Origin of the sequence: Delftia sp. HK171, assembly GCF_001886655.1 — a bacterium.
GTDB lineage: Bacteria > Pseudomonadota > Gammaproteobacteria > Burkholderiales > Burkholderiaceae_C > Comamonas > Comamonas acidovorans.
Window position 1 is genome coordinate 6,060,905 of record NZ_CP018101.1, and the last position, 24,639, is coordinate 6,085,543.

A 24,639-nucleotide genomic window follows, 5' to 3' on the forward strand; every position below is an offset into this window, starting at 1 on the left:
TACCCGTTGATCGACATGGCGAAATTCAAAGACATCCAACTCTTGCGCACCACCTACCTGCGTGGACCCAGCGTCTGGACCTACCGTCCCGTGCTGGAGGTCTGGCTGGATCTTGGTGAGCTGGAGGACTATCCCTCGAACAAGCTTGACGGTTTCAACGAGCGCCTGACGGCCTGGCTGCCCGACCTGATCGAGCACCACTGCGGCGTGGGCGAGCGCGGCGGCTTCATCCAGCGCCTGGAAGGCGGCACCTGGTGCGGCCATGTGCTGGAGCACATCATCATCGAGCTGCTGAACCTGGCGGGCATGCCGGCCGAGTTTGGCCAGACGCGCGAGATTTCCCAGCGCGGCATCTACCGCATGGTCTTCCGCTGCCCCGAGGAAACCGTGGCGCGCACGGCCCTGGCCTACGGCCACCGGCTGATCATGGCCGCCATCAACGACGAGCCCTTCGACCTGAAGGCCGCCGTCAAGGCCATCAAGACCGAGATCAACGACCGCTACCTGGGCCCGAGCACGGGCTGCATCGTCGATGCTGCAGGCGAGCGCCGCATTCCCCACATCCGCCTCAATGACGGCAACCTCGTGCAGCTCGGCTATGGCGCCGCGCAGCGCCGCATCTGGACCGCCGAGAGCGACCAGACCAGCGCCATTGCCGAAGGCATTGCCCAGGACAAGGACTTCACCAAGCGCCTGCTGGCCGCCTGCGGCGTGCCCGTGCCCGAAGGCCAGATCGTCAACAGCCCCGAAGAAGCCTGGGAAGTGGCGCAGGACATCGGCTTTCCCGTCACCGTCAAGCCCTCGGACGGCAACCACGCGCGTGGCGTGACGCTGGACCTGCGCGACGAGGCCGACATCAAGACCGCCTTTGCGCTGGCCCAGCCCGAAGGCTCCGACGTGATCGTCGAGCGCTTCATCGACGGCACCGAGCACCGCATCCTGGTGGTGGGCGGCAAGGTCGTGGCGGCCTGCCGTGGCGAGACCGTGAGCGTGGCCGGCAACGGCAAGTCCACGCTGCGCGAGCTGGTCGCCGTGGTCAACCAGGACCCGCGCCGCGGCCCCGAGCAGGAATACCCGCTGGACTGGATCAACCTCGAAGCCCCGGCCGTGAAGCTGGAGCTCAAGCGCCAGAACGTGACGCCCGACAGCGTTCCCGCCCAGGGCACCAGCGTGCTGCTGCAGCGCAACGGCAACATGGCCATCGACTGCACGGACGAGGTCCACCCCGAAGTGGCCTACATGGCCACGCTGGCCGCCAAGATCGTGGGCCTGGACATCGCGGGCATGGACATGATCCTGCAGGACGTCTCGCGTCCCATGAAGGAGCAGGGCGGCGCCATCCTCGAAGTCAACGCCGGCCCCGGCCTGCTGATGCACCTGAAGCCCACCAGCGGCGCGCCGCGCCCCGTGGGCATGGCCATCGCCGACCACCTGTTCCCGCGCACCGAAGAGGGCACGGGCGCAGGCCGCATCCCCCTGGTGGGCATTGCCGGCACGCGCAACAACGGCTTCACGGCCCGCCTGGTGGGCTGGCTGCTGCAGCTCTCGGGCAAGCTCACGGGCGTGGCCAGCAGCGAGGGCATGTTCCTGTCCAACCGCCAGACCCAGAAGACCAACACCGCCAACTGGGCCGGTGCCCACCGCCTGCTGACCAACCGCCTGGCCCAGGCCGCCGTCATCCAGACCACGGCCCGCTCCATCCTGGAGGAAGGCCTGGCCTACGACCGCTGCCTGGTCGGCGTGGTCACCGACATGGACGGCTTCGAGCAGTTGCCCGACCATGACGTGCACGAGCAGTCGCAGATGACGCGCGTGATGCGCACCCAGATCGACGTGGTGCTGGACGAAGGCGCGGGCGTCCTCAATGCCGACATCGAGCAGGTGGCCGACCTGGCCCGCCTGTGCGACGGCGAAGTGCTGTTCTATTCGATGCAGGCAGACAGCCCCGTGGTCGCGGCCCACCGTTCCGAGAGCGAAGGCCGTGCCGTCTTCGTACGCGGCAACCAGGTGATCCTGGCCACGGGCGCGGCCGAGCGCATGCTGGGCACGCTGGACGCACTGAGCCTGCCCGGCGGCCTGCGCCCGGACACGCCGGCCCTGCTGGCCGCCATTGCCGCCGCGTGGTCCATGGACATTGCCCCCGACCTCATCGTCGCCGGCATCAAGACCTTCGACTACACGCCGGCCGCCGCAGCCACCGCCGCCTGAGCCCGACCACACGATGACATGCAGGCAGGCCCGGCGACGCGGGCCTGCCCTCCGAAAGAAGACACTATGCAGATCACCCGCATCCGAGCCCTGCGCGGCCCCAATCTCTGGACCCGCAGCACCGCCATCGAAGCCATCGTGCAATGCGAGCCCGGCGAGTGCGACTACTCGGCCCTGCCCGGCTTCGAGGACCGGCTGCGCGCGCGCTTTCCCAAGATCGGCACGCTGCAGCCGCACGGCGCCGACCAGCGTCTGTCGCTGGCCCAGGTGCTGGAAGTCGCGGCCCTGTCGCTGCAGGCCCAGGCCGGCTGCCCGGTGACCTTCAGCCGCACGCATGAAACCGTGGAAACCGGCACCTACCAGGTGGTGGTGGAGTACACCGAAGAGGCCGTCGGCCGCCTGGCCATGGAACAGGCCGGCGAGCTGCTGCAGTCGGCCCTGGCCGACACGCCCTTCGACGCCGACAAGGTGGTCGCCCAGCTGCGCGAACTCGACGAGGACGAGCGCATCGGTCCCTCCACCGGCTCCATCGTCGATGCGGCCGTGGCGCGTGGCATTCCCATCCGCCGCCTGACCTCGGGCTCGCTGGTACAGCTGGGCTGGGGCTCCAAGGCGCGCCGCATCCAGGCCGCCGAGCTGGACCAGACCAGCGCCGTGGCCGAGTCCATCGCCCAGGACAAGGACCTGACCAAGCGCCTGCTGCACGCCGCCGGCGTGCCCGTGCCGCTGGGCCGCCCCGTCAAGGATGTGGAAGAAGCCTGGCTCGTGGCCCAGGAAGTGGGCCTGCCCGTGGTGGTCAAGCCCCAGGACGGCAACCAGGGCAAGGGCGTGGTGGTCAACATCACCACGCACGAGCAGCTCAAGGCCGCCTTCGCCACCGCCTCGGAATTCGGCGACGACATCATGGTCGAGCGCTTCCTGCCCGGCCATGACTTCCGCCTGCTGGTGGTCGGCGGCCAGCTGGTGGCCGCTGCGCGCCGCGAGCCGCCCCAGGTGCTGGGCGACGGCCAGCACACCATCCGCGAGCTGGTGGACATCGTCAACCAGGACCCGCGCCGCGGCTCGGGCCACGGCACGGCGCTGACCAAGATCCGCCTGGACGACATCGCCATCGCGCGCATCGCCACCGAAGGGCTCACGCCCGAATCCGTGCCGGCCCAAGGCCAGCGCGTGGTGCTGCGCAACAACGCCAACCTGTCCACCGGCGGCAGCGCCACCGATGTGACGGACGACGTGCACCCCGACATCGCCGCGCGCGCCGTGGAGGCCGCCCAGACCATCGGCCTGCACATCTGCGGCGTGGACGTGGTCTGCGAGACCATGCTGCGCCCGCTGGAAGAGCAAAACGGCGGCATCGTCGAAGTCAACGCCGCACCGGGCCTGCGCATGCACCTGGCTCCCTCCTTCGGCAAGCCTCGCAACGTGGGCGTGCCCATGGTCGATGAGCTGTTCGCGCCGGGCCAGGACGGCCGCATCCCGCTGGTGGCCGTCACCGGCACCAATGGCAAGACCACGACCACGCGCCTGATCGCCCACCTGTTCACCTCGCATGGCTGGCGCACGGCCATGACGAACACGGACGGCGTCTACGTCAACGGCCGCCAGATCGACAGCGGCGACTGCTCGGGCCCGCGCAGCGCGCGCAACGCCCTGGCCCACCCCGAGACCGATGCGGCCGTGCTCGAATGCGCACGCGGCGGCATCCTGCGCGAAGGCCTGGGCTTCGACCGCTGCCAGGTGGCCGTGGTCACCAACGTGGGCGCGGGCGACCACCTGGGCCTGAACTACATCACCACGGTGGAAGACGTGGCCGTGCTCAAGCGCGTCATCGTGCAGAACGTGGCCACCGACGGCTATGCCGTGCTCAACGCGGCCGATCCGCTGGTCGCCGCCATGGCCTCCACCTCGCCGGGCAAGGTCATCTATTTCGCGGCCGACCGCCACCACCCCGTGATGGCCACGCACCGTGCCCAGGGCAACCGCGTGGTCTACGTGGACGGCGACAGCATCGTCGCGGCCGAAAGCTCGTGGCGCGAGACCATCGCACTGCGCGAGATCCCCATCACGCGCAACGGCACCATCAGCTTCCAGGTGGAGAACGTCATGGCCTCCATCGCCGCCGCCTGGGGCGTGGGCATGCCCTGGCAGACCATCCGCCGCGGGCTGGCCGGCTTCGTCAACGACAGCGACAACGCGCCGGGCCGCTTCAACGTCATGGACTACCGTGGCGCCACACTGATCGCCGACTACGGCCACAACCCCGACGCCATCCGCGCCCTGGTCCAGGCCGTGGACGCCATGCCGGCCCAGCGCCGCAGCGTGGTCATCAGCGGCGCGGGCGACCGCCGCGACCAGGACATCACCGAGCAGACCCAGATCCTGGGCAAGGCCTTCGACGACGTCATCCTCTACCAGGATGCCTGCCAGCGCGGCCGCGCCGACGGTGAAGTCCTGGCCCTGCTGCAGCAAGGCCTGCAAGGCGCACCGCGCACCGACTACGTGACCCAGATCCAGGGTGAGTTCAACGCCATCGACCATGCGCTGGCGCGGCTGACGCCCGGCGACCTGTGCCTGGTGCTGGTGGACCAGGTCGAGGAAGCTCTGGAGCATCTTCGCCGCCATGTGGCGGGTGAGGCCTGACATGAACGGCCGGGCCTTGCTCACGGCCGCTCTGGCCACGCTGCTGCTGGGCGCCTGCGGTGCGCGCGCCGAGCAGGTCGGCGCGGTGGACACGGTGTTCAAGTTCATAGGCCCGGACCACAAGATCGTGGTCGATGCCTATGACGATCCCAAGGTGGCGGGCGTGACCTGCTATGTCTCGCGCGCCAAGACCGGCGGCATCAAGGGCGGCCTGGGCCTGGCCGAGGACCGCGCCGAAGCCTCGATCAGCTGCGTGCAGACCGGACCCATCCAGATCCCTGCGCCGCTCAAGCAGCAGGACGAGGTGTTCACCGAACGCATCTCGCTGCTGTTCAAGCGCCTGCGCGTGGTGCGCATGGTCGATGCGCAGCGCAACACCCTGGTCTACATGACCTACTCGGACCGCGTGATCGAAGGCTCGCCGCAAAACAGCGTCACCGCCGTGCCCGTGCCGCGCAGCACGCCGATTCCGATGGGCAAATAACCCGCCTCAGTCCTGGGCGTGTTGGCGGCAGGCCTGCACAAAGGCCGCCAGCGCCGGCGAGCGGCGCTTGCCCGCCCGCTGCACCAGCGAGAAATCCCGCCACATGCGCGGCAGCGTGGTCGGCAGCACGGCCAGCTCTCCCGAGGCGACCAGGGCCTGCACCAGCACGCGCGACAGGCAGCTGATGCCCAGGCCCTGGGCCACGCAGCGCGCTATGGCCTCGGAGCTGCCCAGCGTGGCGGCGGCCGGCAGCTGGTGCAGATGCGGCAGCAAGGCATGCTCCACCATCTCGCGTGTGCCCGAGCCCGGCTCGCGCAGCAGCCAGCGCGCACCGCGCAAGGCGGCCACGCCAAGCGGGCGCTGGCCTGCGGCCTGCACCAGCGGGTCCTGTGCTGCAGCCACGATGACGAGTTCATCACGCATCCAGGGCTCGACCTCCAGCCCCGGCCAGTGGCTGGTGCCCTCGATCAGGCCCAGGTCCACGTCCAGCGATTCCACGGCCTGACCCACCTCGCGCGTGTTGGCGATCTGCAGGTCCACGCTCAGGTGCGGATGGCTGCGCGCCAGGTGCGCGAGCACGGCCGGCAGCGCATAGGTGCCTATGGTGGTGCTGGCTGCCACGCGCAGACGCACGGGCAGGCTGGCGGCCCGCACCGAAAACGCCTGCTCTATGCCCCTGGCCTGCTCCAGCAGCGCCAGCGCCTCGGGCAACAGGGCGCGGCCCGCGTCGTTGAGCGCCAGTCGCCGGCCCACGCGCTCGAACAGCTGGGCGCCCATGGCCTGCTCCAGCTGCTGCAGCGCGGCGCTGGTGGCCGACTGCGACAGGGCCACGGCGTCGGCCGCGGCCACGGTGGAGCCCGCCTGGGCGACGGCGCAGAAGATTTCAAGTTGGCGCAGGGTGAGGTGCAGCATGGCGTGCAGTCTGAACGAGGCATCAACCTGTTTCCCCGGTTGGTGCTACAAAAACTATTCGTTATACGAATATAGCCAAGAAATCTAAAGTGCCTCCCATGCACCGCGCTCCTGACGCGGCGCGCAGGCACCATGAACACCACATCCCTCCCACGCTCCTCCCATCCGTCCGGCTGGCTGCGCCAGTTGACCGAGCTTGCGCCCGGCCTGCTGCTGGCCGGCGCCATTGCCGCAGCCGCCACCTGGGGCGCACGCCAGCCCCTGCTGGCCGGCTCGGGCCTGAGTGCACTGACGCTGGCCATCTGCATCGGCCTGGTCATCGGCAACACCGTCTATCCGCGCCTGGCGCCCAGCTGCCATGCCGGCGTGGGCCTGGCCAAGCAGCGCCTGCTGCGCGCGGGCATCGTGCTCTACGGCCTGCGGCTGACCTTCCAGGACATAGGCCATGTGGGCATGGCTGGCGTGGTGGTCGATGCCCTGGTGCTGGGCAGCACCTTCTTGCTGGCGCAGTGGCTGGGCCGCCGCGTCTTCGGGCTGGATGCGCGCACCACGGTGCTGATCGGCGCGGGCAGCTCCATCTGCGGCGCCGCTGCCGTGCTGGCCACCGAACCCGTGATCAAGGGCCGCGCCGAAGACGTGGCCGTGGCCGTGGCCACCGTGGTGGTCTTCGGCACCGTGGGCACCTTCCTCTACCCCGCGCTGTTCCACTGGAACGCCGCCCACGGCTGGCTGGACATGTCGCCTGCGCAGTACGGCCTGTACGTGGGCTCCACCGTGCACGAGGTGGCCCAGGTCGTGGCCGCCGGCGAAGCCATTGCGCCCGAAGCCGCCGACGTGGCCGTGATCTCCAAGATGGTGCGCGTGATGATGCTGGCCCCCTTCCTGCTGCTGCTGTCCATGGCGGTGGCGCGCGGCAACCGCAGCAGCCAGGTGAGCGACGGCCAGCCGCGCCGCATCACCATTCCGTGGTTCGCGCTGGGCTTCGTCGCCATGGCCGGCGTGAACTCGCTGGGTGTGCTGCCTGCTGCCGTGGTGCAGGTGGGCGTGCAGCTGGACAACGCCCTGCTGGCCGTGGCCATGGCGGCCCTGGGCCTGACCACCCATGTCCGCGCCGTGCGTGCCGCAGGCACGAAGCCCCTGCTGCTGGCCGCCTTGCTTTTCGCATGGCTGCTGGTAGCGGGCCTGCTCTTCAACCGCTGGGTGCCCGGCCTGCTCTGAAGCTGCCAGCATCCATCGACCGGCCCTGCAAAGCATCGTCTTGCAGGGCCTTTTTCATGGACTACCCGCCCCTGAACAAGGGAATACCCTTGAATCAAATGCAGACACAATTAATTTGCAATGCAAATTAATTGCATTGCAAAGATAATCGAGGCATGTCCTTTGCCTCTGCCCCTCCCCGCGCCCGTCTCGGCTTTCTCATGGTCACCCTGGTACGCCAGTGGCGCCGCCAGGTCGAGGAGCAACTGCTGGCCGACGGCCTGACCGATGCCACCTGGGCACCGCTGATCCACCTGCGCGCCTGGGGCGACGGCGTCACGCAAAAGGAACTGGCCGAGCGCGTGGGGCTGGACGGCTCCAGCCTGGTGCGCCTGCTCGATATTCTGGAAGGCCACGGCTGGGTGGAACGCCGCGCCGACCCCGGCGACCGGCGCAGCAAGCGCATCTTCCTGACCGATGAAGGCAACGGCGCCGTGGACCGCGTGCGCGCCACCATGCTGCAGGCCGAGCTGGCCATGCTGCAAGACCTGGACGATGCCGAGGTCGAGGCCATGCTGGCCGGCATGGCCAAGATCCAGGCGCGCATGGCCGCGCTGCGCACGGAAGGCGCGCCATGAGCGCCCTCCACGATGCCTATGGCCGCCTGCTGCAGGCCTCGGTCCGCTGGGGCTTCGACCCCGTGCGCCTGCGCCAGCATCTGCGCACGGCCTTTGCCGCCTGCCTGGCGCTGCTGGCCGCCTGGCAGCTGGGGCTGGAGCATCCGCAGTGGGCTGCCATGGCCACCTGGGCCGCATCCCAGCCGCTGCGCGGGCAACTGCTCGAAAAAAGCTTTTTCCGTGTCGCAGGCACCGTGGCCGGCACGGCCGTGGGCGTGGGCCTGGTGCTGCTGGCCCAGGGAAACCTGCTGTGGCTGGTGCTGGGCCTGGCCGTGTGGCTGGGCCTGTGCGCGGGCGTGGGCAATCTGCAGCGCAGCTTCGTGGCCTACGGCACCATGCTGTCCGGCTATTCGGCGGCCATGGTCGCGCTGCTGGACTTCGCCCATCCCGACCAGGTCTTCGCCCTGGGATGGGACCGGCTGTTCACGGCGCTGACCGGCGTATTCGCAGCCCTGCTCGTGGGCTGGCTGTTCACGCCCAAGGGCAGCGGCATTCCCGGCAATGCCGAGGTGCGCCAGCTGTTCGCGCAACTGCTGCGCGACCTGGCCGACAGCCTGCAGGCGCGCGGCCGTTCGTCACTGGGCTCGCAGGAGATCGCTGCCCGCCTGCTGGCCATGGCCGTGATCGAGGAGGGGCTGGACCCGCACGCCGCCGGTTCGCAGCGCTCGCGCGAGGCCGTGCACGCGCTGCGCCGGCTCATGAATGCCCAGATCTCGGCCCTGCTGTGGCTGCGCGATGCTCCATCGCAGGAGCCGCCCGCTGCCTTTGGCGACGCGCAGGCACTGGCTGCCGCGCAGGCGCTGCGCGAAGCCGCCGTGGCGCTGGAGACGCGCGTGCAGTTGCACGAGGCCGCGGCGGCCCTGGTGCGCGCACGCGAGGCCGCCGTGGCCTGGCCCGGCGCAGCCGACATGCTGGCCCCGATGGGCTTTGCGCTGCAGGCCCACCTGGCCGCCACCCATGACGTGGCCCTGCCGCCCGGCCACCGCGCCCGCCAATGGCCCGTGGTGCTGCACAGCGACTGGCTGGGCGCGCGCCGCGCCATGCTGCGTGCCAGCGCGGCCATCGCCATCGTGGGCCTGCTGTGGGTGGTGACGGGCTGGAGCGGCGGTGCCTACATGCTGCTGGGCATGTCCATCATGCTGACCGTGTTCTCGGGCTTCGAGAACCCGTCGGCCACCATGCGCCATGTGACCCTGGGCCAGGCCATGGGCGTGCTGGTGGCCCTGGCCTGCCAGTGGCTGGTCTGGCCGTTCGCCGGCAGCCAGGCGGGCCTGGTGTGGCTGATGCTGCCCTTTGTCTACGTGGGCGCACTGCTGTTCTCGCACCAGCGCACCGCGCTCTCGGGCTATGACTGCAACATGGTGCTGCTGCTCCTGCTGCAGCCCCACTACCCGCAGACGGCCAGCTTCGGCCATGCGCTGGCCCTGGGGCTGGCCGTGGTGTCCGGGCCGCTGGCCGGCTGGGCGGCCTACCGCTTCATCCTGCCGGTCACGCTGCAGGGCCGGCTGCAAAGCCTGCGCTCCATGATGGTCCACGAGCTGCAGGACATGGCCGCCACGCCGGGCCATGCGCGCGATGGCCGCATCTGGCGCGCCCGCCTGTACCACCGGCTGCTGCGCCTGGTGCGCATGTCGGAGCAGGCCGGAGGGCAACTGGGTGCGCAGGCAGCGGAGTGCGGCCTGGCCGCACTGCATGTGGGCCGCGCCATCCAGGCGCTGCATCAGCTGTCCGAGGAAGCCGCGCTTGGCGACGGCACCGCCCGCGCCGTGCGCGCCGCGCTGCTGCGCCTGCAGCGGCTGCAGCAGGCGCCCGGCCAGTGCCCGCCGCTTTTGCGCGCGCTGGCGCAGCGCGTGGCCGAACGCCATCCCGACCAGGCCCGCCAGCTGCGCCATGCCGCGCATGAGATCGCGCAGCACGAAGCCTTCTTCCGCAACGCCGGTTGAAGCACGGACCCATGCCAGAATGGCCAGCCCAGGCCGGCAGCGCCCCACGCTCTCTGTCCCCCTGTTGCAAGGAAAGCATCCATGTCGTGGAGCGACACCACCATCACCTCACAGCGCCTGGCGCTGCGCCCCTTCACTGCCGCCGATGCCGATGAGGCCTTTGCCTGCATCACGCCCACGCTGACGCGCTACCTGTCCTTCGAGCCGGCGTCGACGCCTGCCGAGTTCGAGGCGGTCTGGCGCGGATGGCTGCAGGAGATCGCGGCCGGCACGGACTTCAACTTCACGCTGCGCGAGCGCACGTCAGGCCGATTCACCGGCCTGCTGGGCCTGCACGGCGCGCGCGACGCCGAGCCCGAACTCGGGATCTGGATACGCGAGGACGTGCATGGCCAGGGCTACGGCCGCGAAGCCGTGGCCGCGCTGGCAGCATGGACCCGAGCGACCTTTGCGCCACAGTCCTTGCGCTACCCGGTGGCCGAGCCCAATACCGCCAGCCGGCGCATTGCCCAGGGGCTGGGTGGCGTGGAGGTTGAGCGCCAGAGCCTTTCAAAGTACGTGCTCGTCGTCTACCGCATACCAGGGGTCGCCACGTCGGGCGTTGCCGCCTCATGAAAACAAAGGCCGTCCCACGCGAGTGGGACGGCCTAGTCCATGGGGCAGATGCCTGTCTTACACCGCCGCGATCGACACGGCCTTGGCGACCAGATAGGCCTCCAGCGCCTCGGGGCCGCCCTCGGAGCCATAGCCCGAATCCTTGACGCCGCCAAACGGCATCTCGGCCGAAGCCACAGCCGGCTGGTTGATCCACAGCATGCCGGTCTCGACCTGCTGGGCCAGCTGGTGGGCCGTCTTGATGGAGCGCGTGAACGCATAGGCCGCCAGGCCGTAGGACAGGCGGTTGGCCTCGGCAATGGCCTCGCCCAGATCGTCGAAGCCGCGGATGGCGGCCACGGGGCCGAAGGGCTCCTGGTTGAAGATCTCGGCGCTCAACGGCACGTCGCCCAGCACCGTGGGAGCGAAGAAGTTGCCCGCGCCGCCCAGCGAGGCACCGCCCGTGAGCAGCTTGGCGCCCTGCTTTTGCGCATCCTCGATCAGATGGGACAGCGCCGTGACGCGGCGCGGATTGGCCAGCGGGCCCATCTGCGTTCCCTGGGCCAGGCCATCGCCGACCTTGAGGCCTTCGGCATGCGCGACCATGGCGCGCGTGAATTCCTCGCGCACGCTGTTGTGCACCAGAAAGCGCGTGGGCGAGATGCAGACCTGGCCCGCGTTGCGGAACTTGGACGCGCCTGCGGCCTTCACGGCCAGGGCCACGTCGGCATCCTCGGCCACGATGACCGGCGCGTGGCCGCCCAGCTCCATGGTCGAGCGCTTCATGTGCTGGCCGGCCAGCGCCGCCAGCTGCTTGCCCACTGCGGTGGAGCCGGTGAACGTGACCTTGCGGATCACGGGATGGGCGATCAGGTAGGAGGAAATCTGGGCCGGATCACCGAACACCAGGCCCACCACGCCGGCCGGCACGCCGGCATCGACAAAGCACTTGAACAGGGCTGCGGGCGCAGCCGGCGTTTCCTCGGGCGCCTTGCACAGGAAGGAGCAGCCCGTGGCCAGCGCCGCGCCGATCTTGCGCACGATCTGGTTGACGGGGAAGTTCCAGGGCGTGAAGGCAGCCACGGGGCCCACGGGCTCCTTGATCACCAGTTGCTGCACCTCGGGGCGGCGCGAGGGCACGATGCGGCCGTACACGCGCAGCGCCTCGTCGGCAAACCATTCGATGATGCCCACGCCGGCCAGGATTTCGCCCTTGGCCTCGGCCACGGGCTTGCCCTGCTCCTGCGTCAGGAGCGCGGCGATCTCGTCGGCGCGCTCCTTGAGCAGGGCGGCGGCACGGCGCATGGCGGCGCCGCGCTCATGGGCGGAGACATTGCGCCAGACCTCGAAACCGCGCTGCGCTGCGGCCAGCGCACGGTCCAGGTCGGCCACGTCGGCATGGGCCACATGGCCGATGACTTCGCCGCTGGCCGGGTTGCGCACGGGAATCTTCCTGCCGCTGGCGGCGTCCTGCCATTGGCCGTCGATCAGGAGTTGGGTGTCGGAGTAGGAATGGCTCATGCTGGATCAGATCCTTGGTAGATGACAGGGGGCAGATGTGTGGGGCAGGCACGGCGCTCGCAGTGTCCGCACCCGGCTGCCGCTGCAGCGCAGCGACCATTCTAGGAAGCGCCGGACGGCGGTGCCGTCACCGGGCTGTCACGCACACAACACCTAAAATGCCCGGGTTTCGCAATATCCACCAATCCGTTGAGAGGGAGCTCATGACCGATCTTTTCGACACCACTGCGCGCAGGGGTTTGCGCAGCGTCGCGCTGGCGCTCGCCCTGGCAGGCAGCCTGGGACTGGCATGGGGACAGGCGCCGGCCAGCGACGCGCCGCAGTTCATACCCCGCATGAGCGTGGACTCGCGCGTCCAGCCGCAGGACACGCCTCGGGAGTTCCTGGCTTCACGCAGCATGTCTTCCCGTGCGGCCGTCACCCCCACGCCGCTGCGCGTGGAACTGGGCACCTGGAAGGATGTGCGAGCCGCCTCGGCCGCTGTGGGCGGCGCCCTGCAGGTGGGCGCACAGCGCCCCAGCAGCCAGACCGCCACCACCCAGGCCCTGAGCGGGCAACTGCAATGGCAGACCTCGGCCGACGGCGGGCTGATTGCCGCAGTCAGCGTGCGCTCCGAAGGTGCCTACGGCATTCGCCTGGGCGTGGAAATCGAACAGTTGCCCGGCAGCGCCCTGCTGCGCATCTATGCCCAGGGCGACCGCGCCGGTGCCTATGAAATTTCGGGCCAGCGCGTGCTGCAGCTGCTGCAGGCCAACAAGGACGCAGGCGATGCCAGCGCCGATGGCCGCACCTGGTGGACGCCCGACAGCGGCGGTGACGAGGTCACCCTGGAGATCGACCTGCCGCCCGGCACGCCCGCCGACGCGCTGCGACTGGCCATTCCGCGCGTCATGCACGTGTACGAGAACCTGTCGCTGCCGCTGGAGGGCGAGAACGTGTTCTCGGCCCAGCTCAACGAGTCCCTGTCATGCCACCTGGACTCCACCTGCTATGACGCCTACAGCGCGCAGCGCAACGCCGTGGCGCGCATGTTCTATGTCCAGAACGGCCAGGGCTATGTGTGCTCGGGCACGCTGATCAACGACAAGGCAGGCTCCGGCACGCCCTACTTCATCACGGCCAACCATTGCATCAGCACCCAGACCGTGGCCTCCACGCTGGAGACTTCGTGGTTCTACCGCACGCCCTCGTGCGGCAGCCGCACGCTGTCGTCGGCCTCGCGCACGCTGCGCAACGGCGCCACCCTGCTGTACGCCACAGCCACCTATGACGGCAGCTTGCTTCGGCTCAACGAAGCCGCCCCTGCAGGCGCCGTCTTTGCCGGCTGGTCCACCCAGGCCCTGACCAGTGGCGCCAAGGTGGTAGGCATACACCACCCGCGTGGCGACCTGCAGAAGATCAGCTTCGGCACCTATGACCGCTCCTTGGCCTGCGAACCCTCCAGCGATGCCACCATGACCTGCCGGTACCGCGATGGCGGCTACCTCAGCGTGAATTGGGACCAGGGGCTGACACAGCCGGGCAGCAGCGGCTCTGGCCTGTTCCTGAATGGCCTGCTGGTCGGCACGCTCTATGGAGGCGACGACCAGACCTGCTCGCGCACGGGTGGCAACTCGATCTATGGGCGCTTTGATCTGCTCTTCCCCAATGTGCAGAAGTGGCTTGCTGCAGACACGGGCACGGGCGGCGTCGACACCGGCACAGGACAGGCCCGCACGGCCATCTACCGCTTCTTCAACCGCCAGACCGGCGCTCACTTCTATACCGCCAGCGCTTTCGAGCGCGACTATGTGGTGGCAACCTATCCGGCCTTCCAGTACGAGAACGTGGCCTTCTATGCGTCCACCCAGCCTCAGCAGGGCCTGGACCCGGTCTTCCGTTTCTTCAACACGGCCTCCGGCGCACACTTCTTCACCATCAGCCAGCCTGAACGTGACTACGTGATCGCAACCTACCCCAGCTTCAAGAGCGAGGGCACGTCCTGGTACGCACAGACGGCTGCCGGCAATGGCACCGTGCCCATGTTCCGCTTCTTCAACCTGCAGACAGGCGCGCATTTCTACACCGTCAACGCGGCCGAACGTGATTTCGTGATCGCCAGCTATCCCGTTTTCAAGTACGAAGGTGTCGCCTACTACGTCTGGAACTCGCAGTAAGCACAGCGCACTGCACTTGCTCCAGTGCCTCCCCAAGAAGAAGGCCCCGCACTGCGGGGCCTTCTTCTTGGGACAACAGCCCTCACCCCACCAGCACCAGCCCCGGCGGCAGGCTATCCCCAAAGCTGCGCTTCGCATCCTGGGCGTCCATCTGCTGGACCTGTTCCACCAGGTCGATCCAGCGCTGCGGCGCACCGGCGCCGCGCAACCGCTCCAGCACCAGGGAGCGCTGGGCATCGGACAGGTCCAGCGCACGGTCGCCCGTCATGCGGGCCATCTGCACGGCGGCGAACATGGCGGTTTCATTGCGGCGCCAGTCCTGGGCCAGGGTGGCGTCCAGGAACTCCTGCGCGGCCTCGGGCGGCATGACGCGGTGGGCGTTGGCGGCCAGCGGCATGCGCGCGGCCAGCCGGCCTATGGCCCACCAGGTCTGCACGGATTCACCAGGGTGCTTCAGCCGCTGCAGCATCCACTGGCCCATTTCCTGGCGGTACTGCCAGGGCACGGCCTCCATGGCGGCGAACAGGCGCAGCATGTCGTCGTAGCTGCCATGGGCGGATTTCCCCTGGCTGCGCTGCGTGGACTGCTGCACGGCCTTTTGCATGTGGCCGGCAACCTCTTCCAGCAGCTCCATCTGCCGGGCCTCATCCAGGCCCGCGGCCACGCGGCGCCAGAACACCCACCATTCGGTGCGGTTGGCCGCCTCGCCGCCATGGCCCAGGCCCTGGCCATGCAGTTGCCAGACCTGCTGCATGCGCCAGCCGTCCAGCTCGGCGCCCACACCGGGGCGCAGGCACCAGCCGGCCAAGTTCAGCCAGACGCGCTCGTGCTCGGCCGTGCGGCGGCGGCGCCTGGCGCGGGCCAGCAAGGCGTCGAACAGTGCGCGCAGCAGCGGCAGGTCCCAGTCCTCGCGCGGGCCCAGCCGTCGCTCCAGCGACTGGCGCAGCTGGCGGACCTCCTTGGCCGTCACCTCCTGCGCCTGGCTGCCGAAGATGCGCTCGATCAGGGCCACGGCGTCGGCCAGCCGGCCCTGCCGGGCAGAACGATCGCCGGTGTCCTGCGCATCTGCGGCCAGCGCACCGCGCACGCTGAACGGCAGCAGCCACTGGCGCTGCGCATCGTCGACGGCCACGCAACGCACCTCCAGCGTGCCGACCTCGGTCATGCAGGCCTGCAGTTGCACCTCGACCTGGGCCTTGTCCCGGCCCTCGGGCGCAGGCAGCACGGTGGACAGGGCGGGCAGCTCGACCCAGCCCTCGCCGTCGAGCGCCGCGATGCGTCCGGCCTGCGCAGGCGCGGCCGCCAGGCTGTTGGCCACCAGGGAAAAGCGCACGGCCTGGCCCAGGCGCAGCGCAAAGCGCCGGCCGGAGAGCACGATGCGCACGCCCTCTTCCGTGCCGCGCGGCAGCAGGCAGATGCCCTGTGGTGCGGCACCCGCCTTCTCGGGCAGGACCAGCCAGTAGCTGCGCGGCGAGCCACCGCCGATGCGCGGTACCGGGGCTGGCACCGTCCGGGCATCTTCCGATTCCGGCAGATCCTCAGACGGACGGCTCTGGACATGCATGGCCAGGCCATGCGCCGCTGCGCCGCGTGCCACGGCCCAGTCGGGATGCGGGTTGTGCAGCAGGCGCAGCGGCTGGCCGCGCCAGGCCTGCAGTTGCGCCACCAGCCGCTGGGCCAGTGCATGGGCGTGGAAGACGCCGCCATTGAGCAGGACCGCATCGGGCAACTCCCCAGCCGCGTGCTGCGCGAGGAACTGCGCCAGGTGCCGCGTGATCGCCGCATCGGCAGGATATGGGAGTCCCAGGCCGCGCAAAGCGCCCTGGCGCCGGGTGGGCAGATCCTGCAGGCCGGCCAGCGGCATGAAGCCTTCGACCACGGCCTCGCGCACTTCGTCGCGGCGCAGCGTGGCCGTGCGCGTCTGCGCCAGCAGCTTCGATCCGCCGCCCAGCAGGGTCACGGCCACGGACTCGGGCGCATCGTCGGCCAGCAACTGTTCCTTGGCCGTGCGGCAGCGCTGCACCAGTTGGGCGAAGCGTGCGGCGGGCAGGCGCTCGCCGGGCGGGGCGAACTGCGGCTCCAGCCGATGGGCCAGCGCCAGGTCCATGTTGTCGCCGCCCAGCATCAGGTGCTCGCCCACGGCAGTGCGTGTCAGCACGGGCAGGCCTCCAGCTTCACCGGGCTGCACGCGGATCAGGGTCAGGTCGGTGGTGCCGCCGCCCACATCCACCACCAGCACCAGGCGGCAGTGCGCCAGCTCGGCCGCCAGATGCTCGCCCTGCAGCACCAGCCAGTCGTGGAAGGCGGCCTTGGGTTCCTCCAGCAATTGCACCGCAGGCAGGCCGGCCAGCTGAGCGGCCTCCAGCGTCAGTGCGCGCGCGCCTTCGTCGAACGAGGCCGGCACGGTCAGCACGACCAGCTGGTCCCGCAGCGGCGCGCCGGGGTGCGTGCGGTCCCAGGCATGCCGGACATGGTCCAGGTAGCTGGAGGAGGCCTGCAGCGGCGACAGCCGGGCCACCTCTTCGGGCGCGCCCCAGGGCAGGATGGCCGCCGTGCGGTCCACGCCCGCATGCGACAGCCAGCTCTTAGCGCTGGCCACCAGGCGCGACGGCACGGCCGCGCCCAGGTCACGCGCCCAGCGGCCATTGACGGCGGGCGCCTGCGCATCCGCGCCCAGCGCCGGCCAGGGCTGCTCCCAGGCATCGCCAAGTTCGCCGGGCGCCGCCTGGTAGCGCGCAGAAGGCAGCAGCACCTGGGCGGCGACCTCGCTGGCCGAGACGCGCTGCGCCACAGGCAGCAAGGCGATGTCGGCCGCCGTGCCGCCCACGGGCACATGCGCCACCACGGTGTGGCTGGTGCCAAGGTCGATGCCCACGATGTGGGCTGCACCGGACGCGGGAGCGGGGGCGGAAGATTCGGAGGCGGCGGTATCAGGCATATCGGCAGTCAATACATGGCACGGTGCGCGGCCCGGACCGGGCCTGCCGCCGGGGCGGGCTACGCTACATCGGCCCGCACGTCGAACTCCACCTTCCAGCGTTCTTCGCCACCCACGGGCACGGCGTTGAGCTCCAGCGTACCGATGTCGGTCACGCGTGCATGCAGGGTGACGGGCACGATCTCGCCGGGCGCACGGCCTTCGGCGGGCAGGTGGGCCTCGATTTCCTGCAGCTCGACCAGTTCCTCGGGTCCCCAGAAGTCCAGCACGGTGCCGACCTGGTCGGCGCGGCGCACGGAGGAACCGAAGAAGCGCAGGCGCACGGGCTCGCCCACGACCAGGCCGAATTCCTGGGTGTCCAGCGCCACCTCGGTGCCCTCTTCCATGCCGAAGGGCGCCAGGCACAGGGCCGAGATGGGCGGCTCCATGCCGGGGATGGCGGGCATGTTGCTTTCCACGCCCACGTAATAGCTCTGCGCCGTGCCGCCACGGATGCGCACGCCACGGCCCGCAGCCGCCACATGGCCGAAGTAGGCGGCGCCGCGCGCCACGGCCAGGTCCAGGTTGGCGCCATCCAGCAGGCGCGCGGGTTGCGCGCCCTCGCCGGCCAGCCAGCCGTTGACGACTTCCAGGATGCGCTGCTCGATCTGCGGCGCCTTGAGCACGCCGCCGTTGAACAGGATGGCCGAGGGATGCAGGAAGGATGCGCCCTCGGGCTGCGTGCCCTTGAGGCCTTCGATCTGCTCGGTGGCGCCGGCCTGGCGCGAGAGGAAGGCCGCCAGGTGGCGCGTGACGGCCGCGTCCTGCGCATAGGGCAGGCCCAGCTGGGTCAGCGCGGCGCGCGCGCGGGTCTGGGGCTTGTCGGAGACGGCGGCGCGCGGGAAGAAGCCTTCCACCAGCATCTGCAGCACTTCGTCACGCGTGACCTCGGTGCGGATGCTGCCGCCGATGAGCTTGCTGCCCCGGCTGGGCACGACCACGGGCACGGACTGCAGCGAGGCGTCGGCCAGCAGTTGCTCCTTGGCCTGGCGGCAGCCATGGGCCAGGGCGCGGGTCTGCCAGGCGTCGAGCTGCTTGCCCTCCTGGGCCAGCTTGCGCGCCACGCCGTAGGCCAGGGCCAGGTCCATGTTGTCGCCGCCCAGCAGGATGTGCTCGCCCACGGCCACGCGTTGCAGCTCCAGGCCGCCGTCCTTTTCCAGCACGGCGATCAGCGACAGGTCGGTGGTGCCGCCGCCCACGTCCACGACGAGGATGATCTCGCCGCTTTGCACCTGCTTGCGCCACTGGCCGCCGCTGGCCTGGATCCAGCTGTACAGCGCAGCCTGGGGTTCCTCCAGCAGCGTGAGCTTCTGGAAGCCCGCCGCGCGGCAGGCCTCGGCCGTCAGCTCGCGCGCGGCCGGGTCGAACGAGGCGGGAATGGTCACCGTCACGTCCTGGGCGTCGAACGGTGCCTCGGGATGGGCCTGCTCCCAGGCCCAGCGCAGGTGCGACAGGTAGCGGATGGAGGCGGTCAGGGGCGAGACGCGGTGCACCTCCTCGGGCGCATCGGCCGGCAGCAGGGGCGAGCGGCGGTCCACGCCCGGATGGCACAGCCAGCTCTTGGCGCTGGAGACCAGCCGGATCGGCGTGGCCGCGCCGCGCGATCGCGCGAACTCGCCCACCACGAAGTCCTGGCTGGCGCCCCAGGGCAGGGCCATGTCGGCCGCAGTCAGCTCGCTTTCATGCGGCAGGTAAAGGAAGGACGGCAGCAGCGGGCGCGCCTCCACGCTGGAGGGGCCGGTGAGCTGGGGAATGTCCAGCACGCCCTGCTCCACCTTCTCGCCATCGCTGGCCTGGCGGTCCACATAGGAGAGCGCGCAATGCGTGGTGCCCAGGTCGATGCCGATGCTGTAGCGCGCCTGGGAGGATTGACGGGACTGGTCCATGCTCACAGCTCCACCTCGGCCTGGGCCACGATGGCGGCAGCCTTGTGATCGGTGAGCTGGGGCAGGCGGACATCGTCCACGCGCCAGCCGCGGTGGCCCAGCGTGCCCGTGAAGGGTGCCTGGCCGACCACGTTGCCCGTCAGGCGCACGGCGGCGGCATCAAAGCCTGCGGCCAGCGTGACGCGGCTGCCTTCGGCCTCGGCACGCACGGGGGCGATGCTGAAATGCTCGCGCAGCACCTTGCGGCAGCCTTCGTGCACCACGCGCGCTGCGGCGCCGATCTCGGCGTCGGCATAGCCGGCCACGTCTTCCTGCACGAAGTCCACAAAGCGCGCCTCGCGCTGCAGCAGGCCCAGCAGCTGCAGGGCGGCGGTGCCAGCGGGTGCGGCCGGCTCCACGATGGTCTTTTCGACGATCTTCTCGACCGGCACCTCGACACGCTTTTCAACCACTTTCTCGACCACCTTTTCGACAGGCACCTCGACACGGACCTCGACGATCCGGTCCACGGGCACCTCCACGCGCACCTCCTTGGGTGCGGGCGGCGGCACGTCGGCGGCCAGCGGCTCGCCGTCGCGCAGGCGGGACACATCGGCGGCCAGGCGGCCGTTGCCGAGGATGGCGAAGAAACTGCCGATCGCGATGGCGATGCGGCTCAGGAACGAGGGGGGAGTCTTGGAATTCATGGGCTTCTCTTGGCGAGAGGACCCTGCCGGGCCGATCGCCGCGCAGCAGGGCAACCGGGCGCCGATGGTCCTCCACCGGGCGCCCGCAGGGTCCGTGATGTTACCCAAAGCAACGAAGCCCCGTCCTGTACACGGCCCCATGCCCCCGTGCGCAAATGGCCTCGCGGCATAATCGCGGCTGCTCCTGCCCCTGTCCATGGCCCATACACGCCTTTTCCGCCACGCCCCGACCCGCTGCACCGCCTTGCGCGCGCAGCGGCCGCAGCGCGTGCACGGCGTGCCCACGGCCTTCATCAGCCTGTGCGGCTTCACGGCCCTGCTTTCCGCCGCCGTGCGGAAAGCCTGAGGTCCACCCCCAGCTTCCCGCACGGCCCCCGCAGCGAATCCCGCATGCGAAGCGCATGCCAGGAGCTGCCGGCCCACGCCCCGCATCTCCCTGGCCTGCACGCCTTTTCGGCCGCGCCGCCGCATGGCGCAGCCGCCTTGACCCCGGAGCCGATGATGGACATGGAACTCTCCCAAAACTTTCTGCGTGCCAAAAGCCCTTGCGCGGCGGGCTTTCGCTGGTTCGTGCGCAACCGCCATGACGGCAACGACTACCAGCGCGTGCTCGACGCCCTGGTGGGCGATGGCCGCGTCGAGGACGCGCGCTGGCTCATGAACCAGTTCGGACCCACCGACGCCGTGCTGGAGGTCGATCACCTGGAGGCCGATGCCCTGGTGTTCTCGGGCAGCGTCGTCGTGCATGGCGAGCTGCGCGTACCCGGCCTGCTGGCCGTGGGCCGCACGCTGCAGGCCGGCGCCGGCATCCACGCCGGCCGCATCGAGGCCGGCCAGGACCTGCACAGCGGCGGCGCCATCTTTTGCAGCGGCCCGCTGCAGGCCGGCGGCCTGGTCAAGGCCGCCTGGAGCGTGGACGTGCACGAGGAACTGCGCGCCGAAGACGTGCGCGCCGGCTGGGAGCTGCGCTGCGGCGCCGACCTGCGCCTGGGCGGAGGGGCACAGGCCGGCCAGGACATCGAGGTGCAGGGCGCCATCCGCTGCGGCAAGGGCCTGCGCGCGGGCGGCAGCATCCGCGCCAGCGGCCTGATCGAGCTGGGCCATGGCCTGTACGCTGGCGCCGACGTGGAAGGCGGCAGCCATATCGAGGTGGACTGGGGCATGCGTGCGCTGGGCGACATCCGTGCGGCCTGCAGCATCCGCGCGGGCGAGACCCTGCATGCCGAAGGCGAGATCGCGGCCGGCCCCGGCTATGGCATCTATGCGGGCATGAACGTGCAGCAGGATGCCTGGCCGTCCTGTGCCTGGGTGCATGCGGCGCAGCGGCCCCCAGCCCTGCTCAGCGGCTGGTGGGAAGAGGCAGCGGCACCGGCCTGATGCCCGCAGGGACACGCCGGCCTGCGCCCCCGCAGCGCAGCGCCGCGATGCAAAATACCCGCTTCGCCGCCGCCCGGGCGGCTCCAAGGAATCCCACATCGTGTTCACCGGCATCATCCAGGCCGTGGCAAGCATTGCCGCGCTGCGCGACCAGAACGGCCTGCGCACCTTCACCCTCGACTTTCCCGAAGGCTTCTGCCAGGACCTGGCCATCGGCGCCAGCGTCTCCACCGACGGCGTGTGCCTGACGGTGACGGAGATCCTCTCGCCCACGCGCGCCACGTTCGATGTGATGCTGCAAAGCCTGAACATCACCACGCTGGGCGGCTATGCCGTGGGCGGGCGCGTCAATGTGGAACGCGCGGCAAAGGACGGCGCCGAGATCGGCGGCCACCCGCTGTCGGGCCATGTGGATTTCACCTCGCCCGTGCTGGAAGTGGCCTCCAGCGACACCAACCACCGCATCCGCTTCGGCATTCCCGAGGGCTTTCGCCACTACGTGTTCGCCAAGGGCTACATCGCCATCAACGGCGCCAGCCTCACGGTGTCCGAGGTGGACCGCCAGGCCGGCTGGTTCGAGGTCTGGCTGATCCCCGAGACGCGCCGCATGACCGTGTTCGAGTCCAAGGGCGTGGGCGACCTGCTCAATGTGGAGATCGACCGCAGCACCCAGGTCGTGGTGGACACGGTGCGCGAGACCGTGCAGCAAAGCCTGGGCCGCCTGCAGCCCGTGCTCGAGGCCCTGCTGAAAGAAAAGGGCCTGAGCCTGGACGACTTCATAGACGTCCCCAAGCTGCCCGGCTGACGCCCTTCGTCGTTCAGCGCCCTGCCGCCAGCGGCGGATTGAAACGCCGCAGGCGCAGCGCGTTGCTGAGCACGAAGACGCTGGACAGCGCCATGGCCCCGGCCGCGAACACGGGCGACAGCAGCGTGCCGTTGACGGGGTACAGCAGGCCAGCGGCCACGGGGATCAGGGCCACGTTGTAGGCAAAGGCCCAGAACAGGTTCTGCCGGATGTTGGCCATGGTGGCCTTGGACAGCGCAATCGCATTGGGTACGCCGCCCAGGTCGCCCGACATCAGCACCACGTCGGCCGCCTCGATGGCGATGTCCGTGCCCGTGCCGATGGCCAGGCCCACATCGGCCTCGGCCAGGGCCGGCGCGTCGTTGATGCCGTCGCCCACATAGGCCAGCGTGCCGTGCTCGGCCTTCAGGCGCTTGACGGCATCGACCTTGCCGCCGGGCAGCACCTCGGCCACCACCTCGTCAATGCCCAGCTGGCGGGCGATGGCCTCGGCCGTGCGGCGGTTGTCGCCGGTGATCATGGCCACCTTCAGGCCCAGGGCGTGCAGGGCGGCAATGGCGGCCGGCGTGCTGTCCTTGATGGGATCGGCCACGGCGATCATGGCGGCCAGGCGTCCGTCCACGGCGGCATACAGCGGCGTCTTGCCTTCGTCGCCCAGGCGCGCGGCCTCGTCTGCCAGCGTGTCCACCTGCAGGCCCAATTCGCGCATGAAGCGGTCGGCACCGATCTCCACGCGCACGCCGTCCACCTGGGCGCGCACGCCAAAGCCTGTCACCGATTCAAAGCGATCAACAGCACCCAGCGGCAGATCCTCGGCCTTGGCAGCATCCACGATGGCGCGTGCAATCGGGTGCTCGGAGCGGTCTTCCACGGCCGCCACCAGCGCCAGCACGCGGCTGCGCTCGCCCTCGAAGCCCGGGGCCAGCACCAGGTCGGTCAGTTCGGGGCGGCCTCGCGTCAGCGTGCCGGTCTTGTCCACGGCCACCACGCGGGCGTCTTTCAAGGTCTGCAGGGCCTCTCCCTTGCGCAGCAGCACGCCCATCTGCGCGGCCCGGCCCGTGCCCACCATGATGGAAGTGGGCGTGGCCAGGCCCATGGCACAGGGGCAGGCGATGATGAGCACGGCCACGGCATTGACCAGCGCAAAGCTCAGTGCGGGCGACGGCCCCCAGGCCAGCCAGGCGCCGAAGGTCAGCAGGGCCACGGCCATCACGGCCGGCACGAACCACATGGTGACCTGGTCCACCAGCGCCTGTATGGGCAGCTTGGAGCCCTGGGCCTGCTCGACCATGCGGATGATCTGCGCCAGCAGCGTGTCCGCGCCCACCTTGGTGGCGCGAAAGGCCAGAGCGCCGTTCTGGTTCACCGTGCCGCCGACCAGTTCGGCACCCGGGGTTTTCTCGACCGGCACGGGCTCGCCGCTGATCATGGATTCATCGACGAAGCTGCTGCCCTCGATGACCTCGCCATCGACAGGAATGCGCTCGCCGGGCCGCACCTCGATGGTGTCGCCCGCACGCACGGCGGCGATGTCCACTTCTTGCACGGCGCCGTCCTTGCGCACGCGCGCCGTCTTGGCCTGCAGTCGCACCAGGCGGCGGATGGCCTCCGAGGTATTGCCCTTGGCGCGCGCCTCCATGAAGCGGCCCAGCAGGATCAGCGCCACGATCACGGCCGCCGCCTCGTAGTACACATTCACCGTGCCGGCCGGCAGCCACTGCGGCACGAAGGTGGCCACCAGCGAATAGGCAAAGGCCGCCGAGGTGCCCACGGCCACCAGCGAATTCATGTCGGGCGCGCCGCGCAGCAGCGCGGGAATGCCTTTCTGGAAAAAGCGCAGGCCCGGCCCGAACAGCACGATGGCCGACAGCAGGCACTGCAGGTACCAGCTGTTCTGCGTGCCGATGGCCTGCCCCACCCAGTGGTGGAAGGCCGGCACCATGTGGCCGCCCATCTCCAGCACGAACACCGGCAGCGCGAACACCGTGGCCACGATCAGCGAGCGCTTGAGCGAGGCCCGCTCGCGCGCCTGGCGTTGCTCCGTGCCGTCTTCGGCCGGCGACTGCGCAGCGCCGCCTTCACTGGCCGGGTTCGCGCTGGCGCCCAGCGGCCGCGCTTCGTACCCGGCCTTGTGCACAGCTGCCACAAGGGCCGCCACATCTGCACTGCCAGCCAGCGTCACCACTGCACGTTCGGTGGCCAGGTTCACGCTGGCCGATTGCACGCCCTCCACCTTTTTCAGCGCCCGCTCCACGCGGCCCACGCAGGAGGCGCAGGTCATGCCCTCCACCTCCAACTCCACGCTAGACTGGGGCACTTCGTAGCCGGCCTTCTCGATGGCTGCAATGGCGGCCGGCAGATCGGCCGCGCCCTCGAAGCGGATGCTGGCCTTTTCGGTGGCCAGGTTGACCACGGCCTCCTGCACGCCGGGCAGCTTCTTGAGCGCGCGTTCCACACGCCCCACGCAGGAGGCGCAGGTCATGCCCTGAACGGGCAGGTCTATGGCCATGCCGGCCTTGGTCGATGCATTCATTGCCTGACTCCTTTGTTCTCGCATGCAGGCACTTTAGAGATTG

At 69.9% G+C, this 24,639-nt stretch carries 17 protein-coding genes; 11 read left to right on the forward strand and 6 right to left on the reverse strand.

Features of this window, described 5'->3' with window-relative positions:
• The first annotated feature begins 15 nt into the window (after positions 1-15).
• The 3 genes from BO996_RS27120 to BO996_RS27130 all read left to right on the forward strand — a co-directional run bounded on the left by BO996_RS27120 (position 16) and on the right by BO996_RS27130 (position 5,332).
• Positions 16-2,208 carry a cyanophycin synthetase gene (locus tag BO996_RS27120; protein ID WP_071957229.1) on the forward strand — a complete coding sequence of 731 codons (2,193 nt, stop codon included), beginning with the start codon at positions 16-18 and terminating at the stop codon, positions 2,206-2,208.
• A gap of 66 nt (positions 2,209-2,274) precedes the next feature.
• The gene (gene cphA / locus BO996_RS27125) at positions 2,275-4,848 is read left to right on the forward strand and encodes a cyanophycin synthetase (protein ID WP_063328360.1); all 2,574 of its coding nucleotides are present in this window, start codon (positions 2,275-2,277) and stop codon (positions 4,846-4,848) included.
• A gap of 1 nt (position 4,849) precedes the next feature.
• On the forward strand, positions 4,850-5,332 hold the full coding sequence (locus tag BO996_RS27130) for a CreA family protein (protein ID WP_180318779.1): 483 nt from the start codon (positions 4,850-4,852) through the stop codon (positions 5,330-5,332).
• A 6-nt stretch (positions 5,333-5,338) separates the two neighbouring features.
• Here the strand turns inward: BO996_RS27130 and BO996_RS27135 are convergent, their stop codons facing one another.
• Positions 5,339-6,244: a LysR family transcriptional regulator gene (locus BO996_RS27135; protein ID WP_071956838.1), complete on the reverse strand. Its 906-nt coding sequence runs from the start codon at positions 6,242-6,244 to the stop codon at positions 5,339-5,341.
• Positions 6,245-6,376: 132 nt separating this feature from the next.
• On the opposite strand from BO996_RS27135, the gene BO996_RS27140 reads away from it, so the two are divergent.
• The 4 genes from BO996_RS27140 to BO996_RS27155 all read left to right on the forward strand — a co-directional run bounded on the left by BO996_RS27140 (position 6,377) and on the right by BO996_RS27155 (position 10,676).
• A complete protein-coding gene (locus tag BO996_RS27140; protein WP_013800637.1) occupies positions 6,377-7,462 on the forward strand; it encodes a YeiH family protein in 1,086 nt (361 codons plus the stop codon).
• Between the two features lie 155 nt (positions 7,463-7,617).
• A complete protein-coding gene (locus tag BO996_RS27145; protein ID WP_012207511.1) occupies positions 7,618-8,079 on the forward strand; it encodes a MarR family winged helix-turn-helix transcriptional regulator in 462 nt (153 codons plus the stop codon).
• Positions 8,076-10,061 (forward strand): FUSC family protein, encoded by a 1,986-nt coding sequence (locus tag BO996_RS27150; RefSeq protein WP_071956839.1) that lies wholly within the window; start codon positions 8,076-8,078, stop codon positions 10,059-10,061. Before BO996_RS27145 ends, BO996_RS27150 begins: the two co-directional genes overlap by 4 nt.
• Before the next feature lie 81 nt (positions 10,062-10,142).
• Positions 10,143-10,676, forward strand: a complete 534-nt coding sequence (locus BO996_RS27155) for a GNAT family N-acetyltransferase (RefSeq protein ID WP_071956840.1) — start codon at positions 10,143-10,145, stop codon at positions 10,674-10,676.
• Between the two features lie 57 nt (positions 10,677-10,733).
• Here BO996_RS27155 and BO996_RS27160 read toward each other — a convergent pair whose 3' ends face one another.
• On the reverse strand, positions 10,734-12,176 hold the full coding sequence (locus BO996_RS27160) for an NAD-dependent succinate-semialdehyde dehydrogenase (protein ID WP_071956841.1): 1,443 nt from the start codon (positions 12,174-12,176) through the stop codon (positions 10,734-10,736).
• A 203-nt stretch (positions 12,177-12,379) separates the two neighbouring features.
• Here BO996_RS27160 and BO996_RS27165 point away from each other — a divergent pair, with 203 nt between their 5' ends.
• On the forward strand, positions 12,380-14,332 hold the full coding sequence (locus tag BO996_RS27165) for a trypsin-like serine protease (RefSeq protein WP_071956842.1): 1,953 nt from the start codon (positions 12,380-12,382) through the stop codon (positions 14,330-14,332).
• Between the two features lie 82 nt (positions 14,333-14,414).
• Here BO996_RS27165 and BO996_RS27170 read toward each other — a convergent pair whose 3' ends face one another.
• The 3 genes from BO996_RS27170 to BO996_RS27180 are packed head-to-tail and all read right to left on the reverse strand — an operon-like array spanning position 14,415 to position 19,881.
• A complete protein-coding gene (locus BO996_RS27170; RefSeq protein ID WP_071956843.1) occupies positions 14,415-17,270 on the reverse strand; it encodes an Hsp70 family protein in 2,856 nt (951 codons plus the stop codon).
• Positions 17,271-17,329: 59 nt separating this feature from the next.
• Complete coding sequence (locus BO996_RS27175; protein WP_071956844.1) at positions 17,330-19,195, reverse strand: Hsp70 family protein; 1,866 nt, start codon at positions 19,193-19,195, stop codon at positions 17,330-17,332.
• Between the two features lie 2 nt (positions 19,196-19,197).
• Positions 19,198-19,881 (reverse strand): DUF2760 domain-containing protein, encoded by a 684-nt coding sequence (locus tag BO996_RS27180; protein ID WP_043782922.1) that lies wholly within the window; start codon positions 19,879-19,881, stop codon positions 19,198-19,200.
• Positions 19,882-20,077: 196 nt separating this feature from the next.
• Between BO996_RS27180 and BO996_RS29515 the strand changes: the two genes are divergently transcribed.
• From BO996_RS29515 to BO996_RS27190, 3 genes are all read left to right on the forward strand, one after another.
• A complete protein-coding gene (locus BO996_RS29515) occupies positions 20,078-20,227 on the forward strand; it encodes a hypothetical protein (RefSeq protein WP_013800628.1) in 150 nt (49 codons plus the stop codon).
• Between the two features lie 155 nt (positions 20,228-20,382).
• On the forward strand, positions 20,383-21,258 hold the full coding sequence (locus BO996_RS27185; protein WP_026062924.1) for a hypothetical protein: 876 nt from the start codon (positions 20,383-20,385) through the stop codon (positions 21,256-21,258).
• Between the two features lie 100 nt (positions 21,259-21,358).
• Positions 21,359-22,063 carry a riboflavin synthase gene (locus BO996_RS27190; RefSeq protein ID WP_012207520.1) on the forward strand — a complete coding sequence of 235 codons (705 nt, stop codon included), beginning with the start codon at positions 21,359-21,361 and terminating at the stop codon, positions 22,061-22,063.
• Positions 22,064-22,076: 13 nt separating this feature from the next.
• Here BO996_RS27190 and BO996_RS27195 read toward each other — a convergent pair whose 3' ends face one another.
• Positions 22,077-24,596 carry a heavy metal translocating P-type ATPase gene (locus tag BO996_RS27195; protein ID WP_071956845.1) on the reverse strand — a complete coding sequence of 840 codons (2,520 nt, stop codon included), beginning with the start codon at positions 24,594-24,596 and terminating at the stop codon, positions 22,077-22,079.
• Positions 24,597-24,639 lie beyond the last annotated feature (43 nt).